This window comes from uncultured Candidatus Kuenenia sp. (assembly GCF_900696675.1).
Lineage (GTDB): Bacteria > Planctomycetota > Brocadiia > Brocadiales > Brocadiaceae > Kuenenia > Kuenenia stuttgartiensis_A.
Genome location: NZ_CAADGZ010000070.1, coordinates 1 through 17115 on the forward strand (window position 1 = coordinate 1; position 17115 = coordinate 17115).

At 42.5% G+C, this 17115-nt stretch carries 20 protein-coding genes; 7 read left to right on the plus strand and 13 right to left on the minus strand.

The features are described 5' to 3' along the window. Positions 1 to 195: 195 nt before the first annotated feature. The 5 genes from QZT26_RS11030 to QZT26_RS11050 form a co-directional block, all read right to left on the minus strand. Positions 196 to 546: a metalloregulator ArsR/SmtB family transcription factor gene (locus QZT26_RS11030; RefSeq protein WP_099325776.1), complete on the minus strand. Its 351-nt coding sequence runs from the start codon at positions 544 to 546 to the stop codon at positions 196 to 198. Positions 547 to 558: 12 nt separating this feature from the next. Continuing rightward, positions 559 to 1719, minus strand: coding sequence for a multiheme c-type cytochrome (locus tag QZT26_RS11035; RefSeq protein WP_099325775.1), 1161 nt, complete (start codon positions 1717 to 1719; stop codon positions 559 to 561). 8 nt (positions 1720 to 1727) lie between these two features. Further along, positions 1728 to 2624 (minus strand): hypothetical protein, encoded by an 897-nt coding sequence (locus QZT26_RS11040; RefSeq protein ID WP_295102146.1) that lies wholly within the window; start codon positions 2622 to 2624, stop codon positions 1728 to 1730. Next, positions 2609 to 3781 (minus strand): hypothetical protein, encoded by a 1173-nt coding sequence (locus tag QZT26_RS11045; protein ID WP_295102149.1) that lies wholly within the window; start codon positions 3779 to 3781, stop codon positions 2609 to 2611. The genes QZT26_RS11040 and QZT26_RS11045 overlap by 16 nt, the downstream gene beginning before the upstream one ends. Positions 3782 to 3883: 102 nt before the next feature. Next, a complete protein-coding gene (locus QZT26_RS11050; protein WP_295102152.1) occupies positions 3884 to 4702 on the minus strand; it encodes a class I SAM-dependent methyltransferase in 819 nt (272 codons plus the stop codon). A 194-nt stretch (positions 4703 to 4896) separates the two neighbouring features. On the opposite strand from QZT26_RS11050, the gene QZT26_RS11055 reads away from it, so the two are divergent. The 3 genes from QZT26_RS11055 (at position 4897) to QZT26_RS11065 (ending at position 6266) form a co-directional block, all read left to right on the plus strand. Continuing rightward, positions 4897 to 5250, plus strand: a complete 354-nt coding sequence (locus tag QZT26_RS11055; RefSeq protein ID WP_164995472.1) for a metalloregulator ArsR/SmtB family transcription factor — start codon at positions 4897 to 4899, stop codon at positions 5248 to 5250. A 282-nt stretch (positions 5251 to 5532) separates the two neighbouring features. Further along, positions 5533 to 5946, plus strand: a complete 414-nt coding sequence (locus QZT26_RS11060; RefSeq protein ID WP_099325769.1) for a metalloregulator ArsR/SmtB family transcription factor — start codon at positions 5533 to 5535, stop codon at positions 5944 to 5946. Between the two features lie 116 nt (positions 5947 to 6062). Further along, a complete protein-coding gene (locus QZT26_RS11065; RefSeq protein ID WP_164995473.1) occupies positions 6063 to 6266 on the plus strand; it encodes a hypothetical protein in 204 nt (67 codons plus the stop codon). 67 nt (positions 6267 to 6333) lie between these two features. Here the strand turns inward: QZT26_RS11065 and QZT26_RS11070 are convergent, their stop codons facing one another. The 3 genes from QZT26_RS11070 to QZT26_RS11080 all read right to left on the minus strand — a co-directional run bounded on the left by QZT26_RS11070 (position 6334) and on the right by QZT26_RS11080 (position 8165). Then, positions 6334 to 6705 carry a DUF5615 family PIN-like protein gene (locus QZT26_RS11070; RefSeq protein WP_295102158.1) on the minus strand — a complete coding sequence of 124 codons (372 nt, stop codon included), beginning with the start codon at positions 6703 to 6705 and terminating at the stop codon, positions 6334 to 6336. Further along, positions 6702 to 6944 (minus strand): DUF433 domain-containing protein, encoded by a 243-nt coding sequence (locus QZT26_RS11075; protein ID WP_099325767.1) that lies wholly within the window; start codon positions 6942 to 6944, stop codon positions 6702 to 6704. Before QZT26_RS11075 ends, QZT26_RS11070 begins: the two co-directional genes overlap by 4 nt. 603 nt (positions 6945 to 7547) lie before the next feature. After that, positions 7548 to 8165: a DJ-1/PfpI family protein gene (locus tag QZT26_RS11080; RefSeq protein ID WP_295102162.1), complete on the minus strand. Its 618-nt coding sequence runs from the start codon at positions 8163 to 8165 to the stop codon at positions 7548 to 7550. Positions 8166 to 8695: 530 nt separating this feature from the next. On the opposite strand from QZT26_RS11080, the gene QZT26_RS11085 reads away from it, so the two are divergent. Continuing rightward, a complete protein-coding gene (locus QZT26_RS11085; RefSeq protein WP_164995474.1) occupies positions 8696 to 9751 on the plus strand; it encodes an NAD(P)/FAD-dependent oxidoreductase in 1056 nt (351 codons plus the stop codon). 336 nt (positions 9752 to 10087) lie between these two features. On the opposite strand, the gene QZT26_RS11090 is transcribed toward QZT26_RS11085, so the two are convergent. From QZT26_RS11090 to QZT26_RS11105, 4 genes are all read right to left on the minus strand, one after another. Then, positions 10088 to 11173: a heavy metal translocating P-type ATPase gene (locus QZT26_RS11090; RefSeq protein WP_164995773.1), complete on the minus strand. Its 1086-nt coding sequence runs from the start codon at positions 11171 to 11173 to the stop codon at positions 10088 to 10090. A 17-nt stretch (positions 11174 to 11190) separates the two neighbouring features. Then, positions 11191 to 12066, minus strand: coding sequence for an HAD-IC family P-type ATPase (locus QZT26_RS11095; RefSeq protein ID WP_164995475.1), 876 nt, complete (start codon positions 12064 to 12066; stop codon positions 11191 to 11193). Between the two features lie 62 nt (positions 12067 to 12128). Beyond that, the gene (locus QZT26_RS11100; protein ID WP_164995476.1) at positions 12129 to 12287 is read right to left on the minus strand and encodes a heavy metal-associated domain-containing protein; all 159 of its coding nucleotides are present in this window, start codon (positions 12285 to 12287) and stop codon (positions 12129 to 12131) included. A 115-nt stretch (positions 12288 to 12402) separates the two neighbouring features. Beyond that, positions 12403 to 12801, minus strand: a complete 399-nt coding sequence (locus tag QZT26_RS11105) for a CBS domain-containing protein (protein WP_099327063.1) — start codon at positions 12799 to 12801, stop codon at positions 12403 to 12405. Between the two features lie 250 nt (positions 12802 to 13051). Here QZT26_RS11105 and hslV point away from each other — a divergent pair, with 250 nt between their 5' ends. The 3 genes from hslV to QZT26_RS11120 all read left to right on the plus strand — a co-directional run bounded on the left by hslV (position 13052) and on the right by QZT26_RS11120 (position 15893). Then, complete coding sequence (gene hslV / locus QZT26_RS11110; protein WP_099325762.1) at positions 13052 to 13588, plus strand: ATP-dependent protease subunit HslV; 537 nt, start codon at positions 13052 to 13054, stop codon at positions 13586 to 13588. A 2-nt stretch (positions 13589 to 13590) separates the two neighbouring features. Further along, positions 13591 to 14940, plus strand: a complete 1350-nt coding sequence (gene hslU, locus QZT26_RS11115; protein ID WP_164995477.1) for an ATP-dependent protease ATPase subunit HslU — start codon at positions 13591 to 13593, stop codon at positions 14938 to 14940. Between the two features lie 215 nt (positions 14941 to 15155). After that, positions 15156 to 15893: a gamma-glutamyl-gamma-aminobutyrate hydrolase family protein gene (locus QZT26_RS11120; protein WP_099325760.1), complete on the plus strand. Its 738-nt coding sequence runs from the start codon at positions 15156 to 15158 to the stop codon at positions 15891 to 15893. Positions 15894 to 16083: 190 nt separating this feature from the next. Here QZT26_RS11120 and QZT26_RS11125 read toward each other — a convergent pair whose 3' ends face one another. Beyond that, entirely contained in the window at positions 16084 to 16515 is a 432-nt protein-coding gene (locus QZT26_RS11125) for a transcriptional repressor (protein WP_099325759.1), read from the minus strand. Positions 16516 to 17115 lie beyond the last annotated feature (600 nt).

Here is a 17115-nt window from a genome sequence, read left to right on the forward strand (position 1 = left end):
CAACGCCGAGCTTACGGTCTACGAGACGAAGAATATCTTCGACTCAAAATCTTGGCCTGCATGCTGCCTGATATCTAACACAAAGCAATTTTCGCTCATTTTTACCCACTCGATAGGGAGAAGACCCATTATTATCAAAGTAAACTTTCACTTCACCCATCCAATAACTACCTCCTAAAAATGCATAAAAGTTTTCTACCGAAGAGAGCACGCCTTTTCCCGACTCTTTCCTTCTCCGTGAACTGACTCCGGAGAACGTCTCTCCACAGGATATTCCTCCGATAAGAATGCAAGCAATTTTTCAACCAGCTTTGGGCGCGTAATGTAATAACACCTAAGTTTGCCGTCCTCATGATAATCGACAATCTGTTCATGACGAAGAGCCGTTAAATGCTGTGAGACGTTTGACTGAGGCACATCAAGCAAATCCTGTATGTCTGTGACACATTTAGCTCCACGGGAAAGTTCTTCCAGGATTGCCAGCCTTGTCGGGTGTGCAAGAATTCGTAATCGATCAGCTTTTTTTCTTAAATCAAGTTTTTTCAATTTCAAACTTCCTCATTTCATTATTTCCACCGATGTAGAATAAAAAGGTACGGTAATCTTGCTGAAAGGTATGGGCGCCTCATCAGCCTTCTTGGGGAATATTAAATATTCAATCATGTCTAATCGCAACGTTAGCTTTTTAAAGGATGCATCACGTGGGATTTTGTATTTGTAATAAAATGATTTACACTCTCCAGGCGCCAATCTCCCATCTTTCACCTCCGTTGGGTATCCGGGAAACTCGAATGTCCTTGTAATGAAATATTCCTTTAATCCCTTTTCCTCTCCATTTTCATCCAGCACCGCCACGCGGGCAGCAATGGCCCTGACCGGGCAACCCGTTGGCACATAATGCCCGGCCCCGGTGTTGGTGACCCTTATTTCGGCCTTTACCTTATCTCCCGGTTTAGAGGTATCCTTTTCCGTTTTTAATTCTGTTTTAAGCGCTTTTCTTAATTCCTCAGGACTGCGAGAGCTTTTCTGGTCATGCATACCGTAAATACGCCTTGGCTTTCCCAATGAGGCAAGCCCTTCTTTCCTCTCCATGTGACAATCCTGACAGGTCTCCTTTTTGCCCGACCTTTTATACTCATCGCTGGTATAGCATGTCTTTTTAATCCTTGCCCGTGGAAAGCCCCAGGAATGACAGGTATAACAGAACTCAGACTTTTGAAAAGACGGATCGTATTTAACCGGGTGCGGCGCTTCCCCTTCCTTTATCTTTCGGGGGCCATAAATGGTTTTATTTCGCAAATGACAAACCACACAAGTCACGCCCTCTTTCATAAGAATAGCATCAAATTCTTTGTTTTTTATTGCGACAAAAGGCGAAGGGCCAGTTTCTTTAAACCCCCGTAATATTTTAGGCTTCTGTTCCAGCATGGGAAAATGGCAATTAGAGCAGAAGGGAGGATTATTCCTTGCCGTCCAGCATGCCTGAAATACAGGGTTTGTCGATGATTTGCTGTGCAAGGACTCCCGCCATTGGTCATAAATTTCCCGGTGACAATCTTTACATGAGTCGGCGCTATGTAAAGGAATATTTTGGGGCAAGTCTAACCGGGGAATATAATTTGATGGGCCAATAAATGTGACACCTGCATCACTACCCAACAAAACATGGGAGGCGATAATACTAACTGTTAAAAACAGAATTATTTTAAAGGTGTTCATGTCTATGCTCAAAATTCGATTTTTAAACCAAAGCTGGTAAAAAAGGCATCATAATCACCCAAGAGTAGTGTCTTTGCTCTGTCGTTCTGTACAAGATACCTTGAATTAGCAAAGAACGATATGACAGTATCAGGCGATCGTAGATACTTATAATCAATTCCCATAAACGGCGCTGATTGAAAGAAGTCTGCATTATGCGATTCAGAGAAATACTTACCATCAACTGCTAAGAAGGTATTCCCTACATTAAAATACATCTTAGACCTGAGCCGATAAAGTATTGGGATCCCGTATGTCAGGGAAATAGCATTCACATCAAAATCCATATTATTGGCATCATCCGTTTTACGTCTGTATTGATACAGCGAATATACCAGGGAGACCTTATGATTGTAAGGCAAATCAGAGGCAACACCTATTCCTCCGTGAGATATACTCCCCTTTTTTCCAGTGCCTTCCTGTGTTCTGATACCAAAGAAAGGCTCTATAAAACCAGGCTCTTGAACATTGCCTGCCTTTGAACTTTCTATCTGTCGTAAGTAATCCATGTCTGCAAAAAGCCTTGTAAAAGAAAGGATTCCAGGGAATGGATAGTCAAGGTGCAGTCGTACTCCCTCTCTATTTTGCGGATACTTCTTTGCGTCGTGGAGTTGCCAACTATCCGCATATGTTGTGAAATAGGGAAGTTCATAAAAGAGACCAGGAGATTGGACATCGCCTGGTCTTTCCATCTTTATCACAAAGGGGTCATACTTCGGTTCGACCCAAATGCCTTCCAAGTTAAAACTTACCCTCCCGACTGTGCCACTGATGCCCGTATTAAACAGATTTCCATGAACATCGATTCCATCGCTTCCGATAGGTCGATAAATACTATGTGCATAGGCAACTAGAGAAAAAGACATGGCAGATAGAGAACGCATTGCGGTCGATAAATACTATGTGCATAGGCAACCCATGCCTTATAGGTCGTCAGGAAATTATACGAGTAATCTGCACCGAGGACAAACGCGTCCTGTTTCCCTGTTTTATTGTAAGGAGACTCCCATCGTACCGGATTACCATCCACCATACCCTGTAAGGGTGAGTCTGTTTCAGATGTTGATGCGCCCCTGTTAAACGGACTCATAAAATTGAAACCAAATTTCATATCTTCATATTCCCTTCCCACGTAGAATCCACCCACCCAACTGGTAGAATCTGAATCTTCCGGTAATTCTGCAAAATATACCTCGTACAGGGTTGATGGAATAACGAAGGGGTTATAAAATCGCCTGACAACATTAACTCCATAAAAGGGCAAATAGTCTGGTCCGTAAAAGGTCGGATTGGGTTCGCCTTTAAGTACGTAATCACCCACGTGCAGCGGAGTGAAGGCGCCTACGGACATAGTGGTATCTAAGGGTTGGTACCGCGCCCAGGCCGTGTTGAGTGAGACGTCATTCGAGTGTCCCGCAAAAGGATTGGAAAAATACGGCAGGGTAACACCCCATATATCTCCGGTACCGGCATCACCTCCCAGTCCATATGCATCAACCTCCAGGCCTACAGTCCAGTCCTCTGACATATCTGCATAAACACCCGCCCTTGCCCTTGTCGTTATTGCCGCACCTTCTTCGATGGAAAATACATTCGACGGCCGGGGTAGTGTGTACGTTGGTTCCCACTCCTTGTGCATCCTCTGTGTGAGAAATCCCATCGTATAATCAAAGGCGCCTTGAGTTTTTGCAGTAGCGTCTTTGAAGTCAACGTCAATACCCGTTGCTATAGATTCAATACTAAAAATGGTTTTGTATCTATCTGATTCGGGTTTCGTCTGGAACCAGTTGGATTCTGGCTTTATCTCTTGAAGTGCATCGGCAACCCTATCCATGTCTAACCCAAGCAAAGGGGCTCTGAGGTATTTATCACTTATATCTTCGGTCTTTTTTTTATCTTTGATATTGGGAAGTGTAAAATCAGGGGCATTAGTGCCAACCTGTTCGATATCTGCATAGGCTACGTCATGCAAGGCGATAAAAATAATAAGACAGAAAGAGAATAAAGATAACCACAGTTTCATTTTATTGCCTTCACCTTTCAGGAAAACCAAGAAGAGTTTTACGAGTGACACAATGTTAGCAATATTCCCGGCAGAAAAAGGGTTGTCAAGCGGTTGAAATGATCATGTCCGGAGCGCCACCACCACCAGGTATTCCGACTCAACGAGAGTGGAGCCTCTATTTCCTTTGTTGTGGGCGGTCCAAAGCCCTTCGAGATCTTTGCGAAATGCGGCTTGTCCATCGGCATCAAGTGCAGCGAACGCTCGCTGTGTCGGACCATAAAACTGCCTCCAAAACTCGACCACTTCTGCAGGAGCAAACGGGAACTTAAAGGATATAATGCATCGAGCAAACTCTAATGCTGATGTGCCTTTCTGCAGGCGTTCACGCACCGTGGCTTCGTCTCCCCAAAGAAGTGGAGATGGCACTCCCGGCGGTGGAGGAACACGACTGGTGGTCGTCTTGAATACCTGTCCAATAAATCCGGAAGACACCCAGTTGTCCATAGCGATACGTCCGCCAGGGCGGCATACGCGGACAAGCTCTGCCGCAGTCTTTTCCGGGTGTGGGGCAAACATTGCCCCAAACATCGTAACCACCAAATCAAAGGTGTGGTCGGGATAGGGAAGGTTTTCAACATCGCCTTCATCAAGCTTGATCAGGAGTCCCTCTGTTTTCGCACGATCTCTGCCTTGTTCCAGGAGATTAGGAACTATGTCTACTCCGGTAACACATGCGCCGGCCCGCGCACATGGCAAAGTAAGATTACCGGTACCGCATGCAACATCAAGTACTCTAAGGCCGGGAGTGACCTTCAGTCTATCAACAAATTCTGCTGCGCCATCTTCATACGATTTTGCAATCTCTCCGAAATTTCCTGCTGCCCAGGTCGCCTGGAGCCGGGATTTAAATACGCCAATATCGGAAATGGTTTCACTCATAAATTTCCCCCTTTTTATCTAAAGCCATTCTTCATTTATTTTAGCAAGTTATCTGAGTTAAAATACCGCCACCTGAAGTATCCCTTGAACCTCCAGATGTAAAAAAACTAACCCCTGAAAATATTATTGATTGTATTAGAATATTATCATATTATATTTCAATCAAGTAAAATATACAAAGAGAGGAATGACAAATGAATAAATTAGATATAAGAGACAAAGCGGAAATTTTAAAGATCCTGGGACATCCAACCAGATTGTTGATATTGGAAGAGCTTGCTGAAGGGGCTAAGTGTGTAACGGATATCCAGGATTTATTGGACATTGAACAGTCCAACCTCTCTCAACATCTTTCGGTATTGCGAAGGCTTAAGATAATTGATTTTTATGAGGATGGAGCGCTTCGTTGTTATTACATCACACGCCCCAAAATGGCAGATTCGCTATTTATGTTTATTTCCGGAAATTACCCTGTTGTACGACGTTCATGCGAAGAAGTTCGAAAGGAGAGTGAAAGAAGACAGACAAAAACAGCCACGAGAAAATAAATTTTATTCGTGCAGGAATTTCATTTCATTACCTTCGCAACGATTATGACAAACAATCCCTTCCCGAAACCTTCTTCAAAGGCACTTATTTCCATCAAAAGAGGACGCTGATTTTCTCAGACACACACTGGCAATTTTGTATGTAATCCTGATAATCTGCGTGTATCTGCATCCAAAATAAAAATATTGCTGCTGTAAAAAAAGCGCTTGACAAACACGCTCTTTTGTAATATTTTAATTAAGTTATTACTAAAATACTTAACAGAATAGGCGCATAAAGAAATGAAGTTAGTACCTTCCGAAATTTTTAAGGTATTAGCCGTGGAAACACGGGTTAGAATAATTGATCTCCTGAAGTCCAAGGGGCCGCTTGGCGTCAAAAATATTGCAGAACTGGTTGGCATAACACCAGCCGCGGTATCACAACATCTAAAAATATTGAAGCAGTCAGGTCTTGTCAGGAGTGAAAGAAAGGGATACTGGATACCGTATTCCATAGATGAAGAGGCGTTAGAAAATTGCCGACAGATTTTAAACGAAGTTTGTACATGTGGATGCTCAGAAACCGGCAAATTCAAAGAGAAAGAACTGAGTGGAGCAAGTTTAGAATTACTCAGGAAATATGAGAAGGAATTGCAAAATGAAATCAGAACTGTCCATGAAAGGATTAAAGAAATAGCAACCCCAAAGAAGTAGGTAAATTTTTTTAATTTTATAATTAAGTATATGCTTAAATACCTAACTACTATCTTTATATGTTTGCTGACGTGGTCAGCACAATATCGAATTTTATAGGAAGGAGGTGATGAAAAATGTGTTGCAAACCAGGAGGAAGCCAAAGAATGACGGGGGTTTTGGGATGTAGCTGTGGCTGCTGCGGGTGTGGATGTCGTCCTTTCTTCCGACGTTTCATATCCACAAAAGAGGAACAGGAAATGTTGGAAGAGTACAGTGACCAACTGAAGAAAGAGCTCGCAGGAGCAGCAGAACGCATCCAGGAACTTAAAGGCAAGTAAGCTCAAGCTCCAACGCGGGGCGGGCAAATGTTAAAACCCCCGCCCCGCCTTTATTTGATTATCACAGTCATTTTCCTGCTTCTGACTGATGAATCCGAATTCGGCCGACCTCGACAATCCAAAGCTTCTTCTCTACGGGCATTTGAGTGAGTAATTGTAGAAATTGCAGGACCAGTTGTTCCAGCAAAGCAAAACCTGGATTCCGGGGAATACGAATGACAACTATGCCACTTGCTGAACCTGGTGGAAAGCTGATTACATCCGCAAAATCCAAGTCCAGCGTTATCAGACAACGTTGTTCCTTACAGCATACCTCATAGAGATTTCGATCCAAACACCCCTGGAGTTCCTGACTACGGACTGTTTGAATGTCATGTCCCGCTGCACGAAAAATTTCCTGTGTTCGTGTTCCAAAGTTCTCATCTAATTTAAACTTCATCCTGTCGTCCCGGTTGGTATTTCAACATATCGTTCTCGCGCCATCTCAGCTCCATAGGCAAGAGCAGCCCGAACATCTTCCTCCGTCAGTTGAGGATATTCTGCAAGAATCTCCTCAATACTCATCCCATTGGACAGAAAATCAAGAATCAGTGATACCCAGATGCGAGTGCCACGAATGCAGGGTTTGCCAAAGCAGACACCCTGATCGATGGTAATACGTTGTAAAAGCGGATTCATATTCGTTTCTCCTTATCTGAAAAAGCCATTATCTGTTTTGCATCCCTTATATTCTGCGACAATTTAAGACTTTTGGCTAATATAATCAACTAATTTGTTAAAGGAAACAAAAGGCCACATATTCCTCCCTGCCCTTCACATACATATTTTCATTTCGTTGCTTCCGCTGAAATTACTACAAATAATCCTTTTCCAAAGCCTTCTTCAATGGGTCTCTACATTATACATTACGGGTTCACAGATTGTGATTTTTTAAAAGTTGCCGTTGTAGAGCGACGAGGCTCGTCGCTCTACATTGAGAAAGCAACCAAAGGCCTACTTTATTTGCCAGAAAGTGCAAAGAAATTACTTATAAGGTGCTAAACCTTTTCGCAGACAGTGCTGCGAAAAGGAAATCCGAAATACTAAGCACGAAATACGAAACAGGCAGGTTTTATGGCCACAGCAAACGGACACATCTCATGGTCTTGGTTTTGAACATTTGAATTTTGAGTTTCGGTATTGTTTCGAATTTCGACATTCGACTTTCGTATTTAGACGCTTTGATATATCGACAAAATTTTGTCGATGTTGAGGCGCTAATCGCCTAAATGGATATATTTTTTATTTCTGAAGCGCCTTTACAATGGCCTCGCCGAACTTCTTTGCCGATGCAGGTCCGTCTGCCGTTATTATATTCCCGTCTCTTTCAACGCCCTCGCCGGTGTAATTTGCCCCTTCGGATTTGATATCATTTACGGTGGAGGAATATGTTGTGGCTTTTTTCCCTTTAAGCAATCCGGCTTTTGCAAGCGTCACCGGCGCTATGCAAATTGCTCCCACTATTTTGTTTGCCTTGTTTGCCTCTTTGGCAATCGTATGCGCCGTAGGGTTGTCCCAGTATTCGCTTGACCCTGTCCCCCCCACAAATATTACTGCGTCATAATCGCCAACAGCGATATCCGTAAAAAGGATATCCGGAGATACTTTTGCCCCTAACATCCCCTTTGATTCTTTTAATGAAGAAGAAGCGATTGTTACCGCCGCACCGTTTTTTTCCAGAATTGCCTTTGGTTCCAGCAATTCTTCGTCCCTGAAATTATTTTTTGCGATAATTATTACAACCTTTTTTCCTTTTATTGACTGCATGGCATGTGCCTCCTTACTGTTAATAACGCTACAGAATGTAAATAAAATAAATGGTATAAGCGCTAATCGATATACAAGGAACGTCTTTTTCATTTTTGTTCCCTCCGGAATGAGTTGTAAGATATGGTATTACCATGTAAAAACTTCTTTTTTTGTAAGTTTTTCTTTGTACTACTATCCATCAACTTCTTGTTTTTTATGCTCGTTTTTCAAAATGCATAACCGTAAGGCATTGATTAGATGAGGATTACGTAAAGTTTGGAGCATTGGGTTTTTTGTCATTTGAATTTGTTTCGTATTTCGATATTCGTATTTTGAATTTGGTTGCGGCCAAAGGCCGCGCCAAGCCCTTTGTGGTTAAACTCTTTTCGGTTGCGGCTTTGCTATGCTATGGTAACAATTCAGACTTTTGGAGAAATGGAAAATCAGGGGCACATTCCCCATAAAAAGCACATTCCGCAACCAAAGTGTTTTTTATTATTGCCAGTACATAATGTAATATATAATTGATAAACAACTGTTTTCATTTTACCTTTGAAAGTCTGTTCCGGCAAATACGTTTTTTTGATGGGAAAAGTTAACTATCGTTTCCCGGAAACTTATTTGGAGAAAGCGAGTATAAGATGAATGCGATATATGATGCCGTAGTGGTAGGTTCAGGCCCTTCGGGCGCTGCTGCTGCAAAAAGGCTGACCGGCGAGGGACTCCGGGTACTGGTATTGGAGAAAAAGAAACTTCCCCGATATAAGATATGTTCAGGCATTATTTTTAAAAAATCCCAGGAGATCACCGAACGCTATTTTGGCAGGATTCCCGATGCCGTTTATGTACAGCCAAAGCTGTTAAAAGGGGTAAGGTTCTGGAGTGATCTTGGGAATTATTCAGACTGGCCGTTTTCAAAGGATAGTGAGGGGGCGCCGAATGTATGGCGTTCGGAATACGATTACTGGCTTATCAGCAATTCCGGGGCAGAAGTGATGGATTGTGCTGTGTTTAAAGGGTTTGAAACGGAGGGGAATGCGGTTGTTGTTCATTATTATGATGCCAGAGAAAATAAAATCCGCCAGGCAAAATGCAGGTATTTGATAAGCGCCGAGGGAAGTGTTTCTTGTATCAGGGCAATGCTTTCACCAGCATTTGAGCGTAATGTGAAATGGTTTATTGCATATCAAAATTATTATGAAGGGCAGTCCAGTTTAGACCCATATTTTTATCATGGATTCCTTGACCAAAAATATGGCGAAGTGTATGCATGGTTCAGTGTAAAGGATGATTTGCAGGTGTTTGGCACATCCGTAAGAAAGGGGGCTAAAATCCTTCCTTGTCTAAATGCATTTCACGAAATGTTGGAGAAAGAACATGGGCTGGCATTGAAAAAATTGGTGCGAAAGACAAGCTGCCTGGGAAATACTATGTGCGCTTCGGGGAATTTTTATCTGGGGAAGGGCAATATCCTTCTGGTGGGGGAAGCCGCGGGGTTTTTGAATGCCTTTGGAGAAGGGATTTCATGTGCATTGTCGTCGGGGCTTTTTGCTGCGGAAGCGATATGCGCCTGTATTAAATCGGGCGAAGATGTGATTTCTGCGTATACGGAATTGACAAAGAAGGAAAGAAGGCAGACTTCGGTATCGTGGAAATTAGGGGCAAAAATAGCAGGAAGGGATCTTATGCCTCTATAATATTACTCCGTAAAAACATCTTTTTTTGTAGGTTTTTGTTTATTGAAGATTGCTAAATCGTTCGATTGAGCTTACGACAAAGTCCGAAGCACGAAATCCGAAACGATTTCAAAATTACAAATTCAAATGTTCCAAACCTCGTTTTTAATTTCTTTAATTTGATATTAGAATTTCTTTCGGATTTCGATATTCGAGTTTCGAATTTGTCAAAAAAACAACAGTATTTATTATTCAGAACTAAGTAACTTTTCCTGGTTACTGCTGCGCCTCGCTATGAAACAGTCAGCATTGGCAAATATTCCGAAAATAAGCGGTCAGGAAGATTTATCATACACGTCAGCGGAAGGACATCCGTTTTAAGAGCAGGGAGTTTGTTACTACGGATACGGAAGAAAGCGCCATTGCAAGTCCGGCATATTCAGGTTTAAGGCTGATGCCAAAGAAAGGATACAGGGCGCCGGCGGCAACCGGGATTCCAATGGAGTTATAAAAAAATGCCCAGAACAAATTTTGCCGTATCTTTGCCAGTGTTTTTTTCCCTAACCGGATAGCCCGCACAATGTCCATAATATCATTTTTCATAAGTATTATGTCGCCTGCCTCCTTTGCAACGTCTGTTCCCGCGCCAATGGCAATGCCTACATCCGCCTGCGCCAGGGCCGGCGCATCATTTATGCCGTCGCCTACCATTCCCACCTTCATTCCCCGTTCCTGATAGTTTTTTACAATGTCCCTTTTTTCTCCCGGCAAAACTTTCGAATGGTATTCTTTTATGTTTACCGCGGAAGAGACGGCATTTGCCGCAGGCTCGTTATCTCCTGTAATCATTACGGCACGTATATTCATTTTTTGTAATGACGCTACCACGTCCTTTGCGTTTTGTTTTATTGTATCCGCAAGCCCCAGCATGCCCTTGCAGACATTGTCGTAAGAGACGTAGAGAATGGATTCTCCCCTATATTCCAACTCCCCTGCTTTGTTTCGTAAGTCTTCAATATTGATATTGTTTGATGTCATAAGCGACTCATTGCCTATCATCAGTGCTTTATCCCTGTATTTGCAAAGTATCCCGCTGCCGGCGCGTTCTTCGAAGTCCTGAACCGTATCCCATGTAAAATTTCTTGCCCTTGCTTCGTCAACAACGGAAAGGGAAAGGGGATGATTCGAAAAGGCGCAGCCTGCGGCGGTGAGGGTGAGCAGTTCATTATCATTTATTTTTCCCGACGGGAAGATGCTTGTCACCCCAAACCTTCCTTCGGTAATAGTGCCTGTTTTATCAAATACGATAGTGTCTATACGCGCAATCTGTTCAAGGGCGCTGGCTTTTTTTATGAGTATTGAATTGTTGAGTCCAATGCCGCTCCCCACCATAATGGCAGTGGGCGTAGCAAGCCCAAGGGCGCAGAGACACGCTATTACCAGGACTGCTACCGCCGTTTTTAAAGCCCATACAAAGGGAGGGTGGGAGTGACGTCATAAAATATGAGATACCAGCAGAAAAACGTTATTATGGAAATAGCGACAACGATTGGAACAAAGACATTGGACACTTTATCCGCAAACCGCTGTATGGGAGCCTTGTCCATCTGGGCGTCTTCTACCATAGTAATAATCTGAGATAAAACGGTTTCCTCGCCTACCCGCAAGGTTTTTATAATGAGGACTCCCGTTTTGTTAATGGTTGACCCAATAACGCTGTCGCCTTTTTTCTTTACAACCGGCATTGATTCGCCAGTTACCATGGATTCATCAATTGTTGCCGTTCCCTCTGTTATTTCACCATCCACCGGAATAATTTCACCGGGCCGTACAATAACCGTATCTCCCACCTTAAGTATGGAGGCGTTTACTTTCGTTTCCTTTCCTTCAGGGGACAACAAATGCGCTTTGTCTGCCTGTAGTGTTATGAGTTTTTGCAGCGCCTTGCCTGCCCTGCCTTTTGCGCGTTCTTCCAGATACTTTCCGATGCGGATGAAGGCAATCAGCATTACGGATGTTTCAAAAAATGCGTGGCCTGAAGCGCCAAAAATGCCGAAAACGGCAAAGACGCTGTAGAGAAAGGCAGAAAAAACTCCTATGGAGACGAGAACATCCATGTTGGCAAAAAGATTTTTAATGGATTTATAGGCGCTGATAAAAAAGTCCATACCGGAACCAAGAATGGTGATTGTTGCGATTCCCATCTGCAGGAAGGAAAGGTGCTTATTATCCAGTCCTGGAAAAGGAACATACATGATTACCATCATTACAATGGAAGCTGCAATGCTATAAATCAGCCATGCTATCTGAACGGACCCTTTTGATGATTGGTCCATTCGCATCCTTTCTTTTGCAGTATAACCAATGCTTTTTATGCATCTTGCGATACTACTTTTGTTTATAGCATGTGTATCATAGCTGACCAGGCAGGTGCCGTGGAGAAATTTATTCGTACCGATGTAATACCTTTTACTTCACGCAGCCTTCGCTCAATAGTAGCGGCACAGTTAACGCAATGCATGCCGGAAATATCAAATTTAATAGTCTGTTCAGCCATTTTGCCTTCCTATGGTATTACCTGTAAAAACTTTTTTAAATAAGTAGAGAAGCATGGCCATGCTTCTCTACTTTTTGGGTTGCGGATTGCTGAGTCTGGTGTATTGCGAACAATCTTATTCGTAGCAAACGGTTACAAACTCAGGTTCTACCATACTGCTAAGGATATCGCACCGTGAAATAATCCCGACAAGCATATCGTTCCTTACTACTGGGACCCTGATAATATTGTGCTTTGTCATAAGGTCGATAATTTCCTCTATGGAGGAATCTTCTTTTACGCATACAGGGGTTTTTGTCATAATTTCTTCAGCCGTTACCTGTTCCAGTTTTTTTCCCGCCTGAATCACTTTGAGAAGATCGAATTCGCTTACAACACCAATAACCCTTCCTTTTTCGTCCACCACGGGTACTCCGCTATACATGCCTGATAGAAGTTTTACCGTTAAATCCCTGCCAAGGGTGTTTCTTTTTGCCGCAACAACTATCTTATTCATAACATCTTTTGCAAGCATAATTCTCTCCTCCTTTATAAAAGATAAAAACCTTAAAATAACTTTTTCATTATATAACAAATTCTGTACGAAAGTCTTTTCAAAAATCATGTAACACTTTAGTTTTACAAAATCATACAATCATTTTTTATGTGTAAAATGCCGGCAAAGGGGAATGTGTCGCATAAGAGAAAAACCCTTGATAACTCTTAGTTTTGTTGATACCATTTGAACTTAAATTATTTTAGGGTAAAACATTGAGGAATTTATTTTGAAACCGTTTATTTCATCCACAACAATTTTATCAGTGAGAAAGGGCGGACATGTTGCCATAGGCGGCGATGGGCAGGTTACTATGCAAGCCACGGTGGTGAAGCATGATGCTAAAAAGATTCGACGGTTGTATCATGATAAGGTACTGGTCGGGTTTGCCGGTTCGTCGGCGGATTCTTTCGCGCTTATGGAGCGTTTTGATGCAAAGCTGGAACAATACCAGGGTAACGTGTTGCGGAGCGCACATGAACTGGCAAGGGAGTGGAGAACAGATAAGGTATTAAGAAGACTAGAGTCCCTCCTGGTGGTGGTAGATAAACAGCATTCTTTTCTGATCTCCGGAAGCGGCGATGTGATTGAACCGGATGACGGTATCATTGGCATTGGATCGGGAGGTTCGTATGCGGTTGCTGCTGCCCGCGCTTTGGCAAAACACACTCCGTTGTCTGTGAAAGAAATTGTTGCGGAATCGTTGAATATTGCGGCGGATATTTGTGTCTATACCAACAAAAATATCAAAGTGGAGGAAGTATAGAAGTGGAGGAATTGACGCCTCGAAAGATTGTTGAGGAGCTTGATAAATATGTTATTGGGCAGAAAAGCGCCAAGCGCGCCGTGGCGATTGCGATACGAAATCGCTGGCGCAGGCATCAGCTTTCTGAGGAATTACGTGAAGAAATTTTACCAAAAAACATAATAATGATAGGGCCTACCGGCGTGGGAAAGACTGAAATAGCACGCCGCATGGCATCTATGGTAAAGGCGCCCTTTCTTAAAATCGAAGCATCCAAGTACACAGAGGTTGGATATCACGGACGTGATGTTGAATCTATGATACGCGATATTACCGAAATTGGCGTTAATATGGTAAAGGCAGAGATGGTGAAAGATGTTCAGGGCAAAGCAGAAGAGCTAGCGGAAGAACGCCTCCTTGACCTGCTATTGCCGCCGACTCCAAAGAATTCTGAGAAAATGGATAAGGAAAAAGAGGTGGCAAAAGAAGACCAGCGTATAAAAACAAGGGAAAAACTCAGGAAAAAATTGCGGGATGGCGCTCTTGCTAACCGCACGGTGGAGCTTACCGTACATGAAAAGTCATATGTGTTGCAGGGATTTGTCACCGGTGTAGAAGATATGGGGATAGATTTCCAGAACATGATGGAAAAAATGATCCCGCCGCGGGCACAGGTCAGAAAGGCACCGGTTGCTGAGGCAAAGAGGATTTTAATACAGGAAGAAGCGGAAAAACTTATTGATAAGGAAAAGGCGATACAGGAGGCGATTCGCAGGACAGAACAGTTTGGGATTATTTTCCTTGATGAAATTGATAAAATTGCGGGGCGCGAAACAAGCAGGGGCCCTGATGTGTCCCGCGAAGGGGTGCAAAGAGACCTCTTGCCGATTGTAGAGGGCACCACCGTTAATACCCGATACGGAATTGTCAAAACCGACCGTATCCTTTTTGTTGCAGCAGGAGCGTTCCATGTCTCAAAACCTTCGGATTTAATTCCCGAGCTGCAGGGGAGATTCCCTATTCGTGTTGAACTGGAAGATTTGGGGAAGGAAGAGTTTTTACGTATTTTAACAGAGCCAAAAAATGCGTTACTCAAACAATATAAATCACTTCTTGAGACAGAAGGGATAAAGGTTCATTTTAAAAAGGAAGCCATTGAAACTATTACGGAAATTGCCGTGCAGGTAAATAAACGTACTCAGAACATTGGAGCAAGGAGGCTGCATACTGTTTTGGAAAAACTGCTGGAGGACGCCTCCTTTGATGCACCTGATATGGAAGGGGGTAAGGAAGTGATTATTGACGATAAGTATGTTAATGATAAATTGCAGGCAATTGTCAAAGACGAAGATCTTAGCCGGTATATATTGTAAAAAATGAATAAGAGACAAACGTACGCGAAAAAAGAAAACTTATTTCGTTTAATGTATTTCGGCCATCATTATTAATACTCCAACCACTTCAGGAATATTCCCGCTGTATCATCCAACGTATGTTTCCCGCCTATAATGCCCCTCTCCTTAATCCCATTACTATAAAAACGAGCCTTGCTGTTTCGTCAAAACCTTTACGATAGTTGCTTAAGGTTATGAAGCCAATCATTGCGGTAAATTGTGATTATCGCTGGGAAAAAACCCGGCCTCATTCTTTTGTATACAGAGAGTATTGCGATGCGATAATCATGGGGGGAGGCATACCTGTTTTATTGCCTGTGCCGAGAGAAAAAGAGGAGGTTGTTTCTCTTTTAGAAAAAATGCACGGACTTCTTCTTACCGGCGGGGATGATATTTCCCCTGAATTGTACGGTGAAACAAGGCATAAAAACACGACATGCATCCATCCTGACAAAGAAGTTTCAGATATTGCCCTTTTACATCATGCCCTTCAATTAAAGATCCCCGTTTTTGCTATATGCTATGGCATTCAGTTGATAAATGTTGTTTGCGGGGGCGCCCTTATTCAGGATATTCCCAGCCAGAACACCAAATGTTGTAATCATAGGCTAACCGGTAAAAAACAGACACATACTGTCACCATAAAAAAAAATACCTTGCTCCATAAGGTTGTGGGAGAAGAACACATTGAGGTGAACAGCGCACATCATCAGGCTATAAAAAAAACGGGCAGCGGTTTAATTGTTTCTGCCCGTGCACCTGACGGAATCATTGAAGCCATTGAAGGCAGAGACCATCCGTTTTTGTTGGGGGTGCAATGGCATCCGGAGCGTCTGTGCAATAGTTCCTCACACAAAAAAGCACTCTTTTGTGAATTTATACGCGCCAGCGAAACATTCAGTGAGGAAAGAGAAAGGCAATCCTGGCGGTAGATGTATAAAATGGAACGGAGAGAACACCATTCAACCGTGCGAAATGAGCAAAAAAATGAATTTGGGTGGGTTTGACAGCAACTTTATTCTGTTATTGATGTTAATGTAGCGACGCATGCAATGCGTCTCTACAAAAATATTGAAATGCCTGTTCATAATTTCAGGGAAGTTACCGGAGAGATGAATTGCTTCAAAAACGGTCGCTATTGCTGCATTTACTGCAAACGCCGAAGAAAGATATCTGAAAGCCGGAAACAGAGAAATCTTTTCTTAATGAATCATCAAGTTTTATATTGGCGGTAAAAGCTTCGTGAATGTCATATATCTCCCTGCAATCAGAACAAATAAAATGATGGTGAACACTAATATCAGGATCATAATGCTTGCGGTCTTTATCAATGGTGAGTTCCTTTATTTCACCAAGATCCCTTAGCGTTTCCAGGGTTTTGTAAATTGTGGTAAAAGATACGGACGGATACACCTTTTTGACTTTTTTGTAAATCTCCTCGGCAGAGGGATGAGAGGTGTTATTCTCCAATACTTTGAAAATCATCAATCTTTGCGGTGTAATTTTAAGCCTGTTATTCTTTAATGTGTCCGTAAGTTTTTCTACCGTTTGCATGACAAATAGTAAATCCTAATAAAAAAACAGTCCTAATAAAAAATAATTATTAAACAATTAATGCATTATTTAAAAAACAGTGTTATATGTCAATAAAAAATTAATGATGTTATCATAGCAGGGCAAAGCAGGAATTTAAAACCATGCGGGACAAAAGCATACTGATGGTTGCAATTGAAAGATGAATCAAAATTTTGAAAGAGGAGCATTCCCGATTTTTTGTAACCTTTTGTGTGATTGGGGCAAAACAACGCTGCCAGGGGTTAATACTACTGTATGTTTCATTAAAACATGGCAGAACCGGGAATACACCCAGATCAACCCCACAAGGGCATGAAAGCTGCAAGGGATGTGTGGCAAGCCTGTCCCCCGTTGGCGGGGGATTAAGGGGGTGGAATTGTCTACGGAGGAAATCTGGGAGGTTTATAACATGAATAGCCATAAGTTTTTCTTCTAATTTCTACGCTCTCAGACTGGGTCAAATGAACTTTGTTGTCTCAAAAATGGGGGCAACTCCCCGCATTATGCCTGTTTTTGACCCTATTTAGTGCTGTTTTCCCATTAAAGTGGAGAATGCCTGTCGTAAAATTAGGATAAAAT

What these genes read in the sequence shown, in the direction of transcription:
- QZT26_RS11035 (WP_099325775.1), bottom strand. Translation starts at nt 1,719, where the DNA reads ATGAACACCTTTAAAATAATTCTGTTTTTAACAGTTAGTATTATCGCC.
- QZT26_RS11040 (WP_295102146.1), bottom strand. Translation starts at nt 2,624, where the DNA reads ATGTCTTTTTCTCTAGTTGCCTATGCACATAGTATTTATCGACCTATC.
- QZT26_RS11045 (WP_295102149.1), bottom strand. Translation starts at nt 3,781, where the DNA reads ATGAAACTGTGGTTATCTTTATTCTCTTTCTGTCTTATTATTTTTATC.
- QZT26_RS11050 (WP_295102152.1), bottom strand. Translation starts at nt 4,702, where the DNA reads ATGAGTGAAACCATTTCCGATATTGGCGTATTTAAATCCCGGCTCCAG.
- QZT26_RS11055 (WP_164995472.1), top strand. Translation starts at nt 4,897, where the DNA reads ATGAATAAATTAGATATAAGAGACAAAGCGGAAATTTTAAAGATCCTG.
- QZT26_RS11060 (WP_099325769.1), top strand. Translation starts at nt 5,533, where the DNA reads ATGAAGTTAGTACCTTCCGAAATTTTTAAGGTATTAGCCGTGGAAACA.
- QZT26_RS11065 (WP_164995473.1), top strand. Translation starts at nt 6,063, where the DNA reads ATGTGTTGCAAACCAGGAGGAAGCCAAAGAATGACGGGGGTTTTGGGA.
- QZT26_RS11070 (WP_295102158.1), bottom strand. Translation starts at nt 6,705, where the DNA reads ATGAAGTTTAAATTAGATGAGAACTTTGGAACACGAACACAGGAAATT.
- QZT26_RS11075 (WP_099325767.1), bottom strand. Translation starts at nt 6,944, where the DNA reads ATGAATCCGCTTTTACAACGTATTACCATCGATCAGGGTGTCTGCTTT.
- QZT26_RS11080 (WP_295102162.1), bottom strand. Translation starts at nt 8,165, where the DNA reads ATGAAAAAGACGTTCCTTGTATATCGATTAGCGCTTATACCATTTATT.
- QZT26_RS11085 (WP_164995474.1), top strand. Translation starts at nt 8,696, where the DNA reads ATGAATGCGATATATGATGCCGTAGTGGTAGGTTCAGGCCCTTCGGGC.
- QZT26_RS11095 (WP_164995475.1), bottom strand. Translation starts at nt 12,066, where the DNA reads ATGGACCAATCATCAAAAGGGTCCGTTCAGATAGCATGGCTGATTTAT.
- QZT26_RS11100 (WP_164995476.1), bottom strand. Translation starts at nt 12,287, where the DNA reads ATGGCTGAACAGACTATTAAATTTGATATTTCCGGCATGCATTGCGTT.
- QZT26_RS11105 (WP_099327063.1), bottom strand. Translation starts at nt 12,801, where the DNA reads ATGCTTGCAAAAGATGTTATGAATAAGATAGTTGTTGCGGCAAAAAGA.
- QZT26_RS11120 (WP_099325760.1), top strand. Translation starts at nt 15,156, where the DNA reads ATGAAGCCAATCATTGCGGTAAATTGTGATTATCGCTGGGAAAAAACC.
- QZT26_RS11125 (WP_099325759.1), bottom strand. Translation starts at nt 16,515, where the DNA reads ATGCAAACGGTAGAAAAACTTACGGACACATTAAAGAATAACAGGCTT.